The 3,411-nt window shown below is 53.0% G+C and carries 2 rRNA genes; both read right to left on the bottom strand.

Going from position 1 to position 3,411, the window contains the following annotated elements:
• Positions 1-196: 196 nt before the first annotated feature.
• Positions 197-308, bottom strand: a 5S ribosomal RNA gene (gene rrf / locus GL182_RS23985).
• A gap of 84 nt (positions 309-392) precedes the next feature.
• Positions 393-3,305: ribosomal RNA gene (locus tag GL182_RS23980) — 23S ribosomal RNA — on the bottom strand.
• Between the last annotated feature and the right edge of the window lie 106 nt (positions 3,306-3,411).

Below are 3,411 nucleotides of genomic sequence, written 5' to 3'. Positions count from 1 at the left end.
ATAGAAGAACATATAAGGGGTTTTTGCATTGATCCTCAAATTAAATCTGTGCTATCTGTGGTGTCTTTCGGATCCCTTCCCTAAATACTGTCTGTGCAAATCTGTGTAATCTGTGGTGAACATTTCCTTTGCTTTGGGGTAAGGTAATAGGGTATAAAAAAAGCCCTTGTGGATGAACCAAAGGGCTTTTGAATAAATGAGGCGGCGACCTACTCTCCCGGGTGTAACCCCAGTACCATCGGCGCTGCAGGGCTTAACTTCTCTGTTCGGGATGGGAAGAGGTGGGTCCCCTGCGCCGGGCCGCCTATGTCTTTACGGTGCCCTATGGGCTCTCCGTTTAATATCTTTGTTCTTATATGACAGTGTCTCGCGGAAAATGCAATGCTTCAAAGGTGTTCAAGTTTTCGGGCTATTAGTACTGCTCAGCTTTGCCATCTCTGGCTTTACACCTGCAGCCTATCAACGTCATCGTCTCTGACGGCCCTGTTTGGAAGTCTCATCTTGGGGCGAGTTTCGCACTTAGATGCTTTCAGCGCTTATCTCTTCCCGACTTAGCTACCCGGCGGTGCAGTTGGCACCACAACCGGTACACCAGCGGTCGGTCCATCCCGGTCCTCTCGTACTAAGGACAGCCCCCCGCAGACTTCCCACGCCCGCAACAGATAGGGACCGAACTGTCTCACGACGTTCTGAACCCAGCTCGCGTGCCACTTTAATGGGCGAACAGCCCAACCCTTGGGACCTTCTCCAGCCCCAGGATGTGACGAGCCGACATCGAGGTGCCAAACCTCCCCGTCGATATGAGCTCTTGGGGGAGATCAGCCTGTTATCCCCAGAGTACCTTTTATCCTTTGAGCGACGGCCCTTCCATTCGGTACCGCCGGATCACTATACCCGACTTTCGTCCCTGCCCGGCATGTACGCCTCACAGTCAAGCTCCCTTATGCTATTGCACTCCACGCACGGTTACCAAGCGTGCTGAGGGAACCTTTGGAAGCCTCCGTTACTCTTTTGGAGGCGACCACCCCAGTCAAACTACCCGCCAAACAATGTCTCCCTTTCAAGGGATTAGACACCAGGCACACAGAGGGCCGTATTTCAACGTTGGCTCCACAACGCCTGGCGACGCCGCTTCATTGCCTCCGGCCTATCCTACACACCGTGTACCCGATGCCAATGTTAAGCTGCAGTAAAGGTTCATGGGGTCTTTCCGTCCCGTTGCGGGTACGCGGCATCTTCACCGCGACTACAATTTCACCGAGCTCATGGCTGAGACAGTGCCCAGATCGTTACACCATTCGTGCAGGTCGGAACTTACCCGACAAGGAATTTCGCTACCTTAGGACCGTTATAGTTACGGCCGCCGTTTACCGGGGCTTCGGTTCAACGCTTCCCGCTTGCGCAGTAACGTCCCCCCTTAACCTTCCGGCACCGGGCAGGTGTCAGGCCTTATACTTCATCTCTCGATTTCGCAAAGCCATGTGTTTTTGATAAACAGTCGCCTGGGCCTTTTCACTGCGGCTTCTTCCCGAAGAATCGGGAAGGAAGCGCCCCTTCTCCCGAAGTTACAGGGCCATTTTGCCGAGTTCCTTAGCCATGATTCACTCGAGCACCTTGGGATACTCTCCCCGACCACCTGTGTCGGTTTGCGGTACGGGCGCTCATACGCTTGACGCTAGAGGTTTTTCTTGGAAGTTCTTACAGACACTATCCGATTGTCCGAAGACGCTCGGTACTATCAGGTTCGGCTAAAGGTGCGCATTTTACTACACCTCCAATACCTACACCCTTCAACCCGGTATTCCGTCACCGGGCGGCCTTTTCATCACTCCGTCACCCCTTCACCTGTATGTGCGGTATGGGAATATTAACCCATTTGCCATCGGAATCCCCCTTCGGGTTATCCTTAGGTCCCGACTGACCCTGATCCGATTAGCGTTGATCAGGAATCCTTGGTCTTGCGGTGTGGATGTTGTTCCCATCCATTATCGTTACTTATGCCTACATTTGCTTTTCCGGAAGCTCCACCATACATCACCATATGGATTCGCCGCCGCCGGAATGCTCCCCTACCAATACTCCCGATAAATCGGGACGTAGTCCTGCGCTTCGGTACCGCGCTTGATGCCCGATTATTATCGACGCCCTGCCGCTCGACCAGTGAGCTGTTACGCACTCTTTAAAGGAATAGCTGCTTCCAAGCTAACCTCCTGGCTGTCTCTGCAGCTGGACCGCCTTTGTTCAACTTAGCGCGGATTTCGGGACCTTAGCGGTAGGTCTGGGTTCTTTCCCTCTCGGACTTGGACCTTAGCACCCAAGCCCTCACTGCCGGTTCTGTAGTGTGGCATTCGGAGTTCGTCAGGATTTGGTAGGATGTGACTCCCCCTAGTCCTATCGGTAGCTCTACCTCCACAATACAATTCCCGACGCTGTTCCTAAAAACATTTCGGGGAGTACGAGCTATTTCTCAGTTTGATTGGCCTTTCACCCCTACCCACAGCTCATCCGGAAGCTTTTCAACGCTTATCGGTTCGGTCCTCCACTCTGTTTTACCAGAGCTTCAACCTGGCCATGGGTAGATCACTAAGTTTCGCGTCTGCCCCCACCGACTATGGCGCCCTGTTCAGACTCGCTTTCGCTGCGGCTCCTCCCGTCCACGGGATTAACCTTGCCGGTGAGGTGCAACTCGTAGGCTCATTATGCAAAAGGCACGCCGTCATCCTGATAAGTCAGGACTCCGACCGCTTGTAGGCGTACGGTTTCAGGTTCTTTTCACCCCGTTATTCACGGTACTTTTCACCTTTCCCTCACGGTACTCGTTCACTATCGGTCTCCAGGGAGTATTTAGCCTTACCGGATGGTGCCGGCAGTTTCAACCGGGATTTCTCCTGTCCCGGCCTACTCAGGATTCCCGCCTCTCTATAAAATATTCCCCTAAGGGACTCTCACCCTCTCCGGTCAGCCTTCCCAGACTGTTCGGGTCTACTTTATTTCGATCATGCAGGTCCTACAACCCCGCATATGCCGTAACATATACGGTTTGGGCTATTCCGCGTCCGCTCGCCGCTACTGACGGAATCACTATTTGTTTTCTCTTCCTGCGGGTAATTAGATGTTTCAGTTCCCCGCGTTCGCTTTCTCCATCTTTAGATGGGAATACCCTGACAAGTCAGGGTGGGTTGCCCCATTCGGAAATCTGTGGATCGACCCGACTGTGCCGGTCCCCACAGCTTATCGCAGCTTGGCACGTCCTTCTTCGCCTCCTGGAGCCTAGGCATCCCCCGTACGCCCTTGTTCACTTGAACTCCCCATGTGCCCTTTTGCAAACACACAGGGTTCTTTTCGTAATATCAAACCATCAATGGTCTGATCTACATTGCATTTTCCGCTCAACATGTCAATGAACTTTTT

This window comes from Cyclobacterium sp. SYSU L10401, assembly GCF_010993705.1.
In the GTDB taxonomy this organism is placed as follows: domain Bacteria; phylum Bacteroidota; class Bacteroidia; order Cytophagales; family Cyclobacteriaceae; genus Cyclobacterium.
The sequence above is the reverse complement of the archived record's forward strand: the minus strand, read 5'-3'. Positions and strand labels throughout refer to the sequence as shown.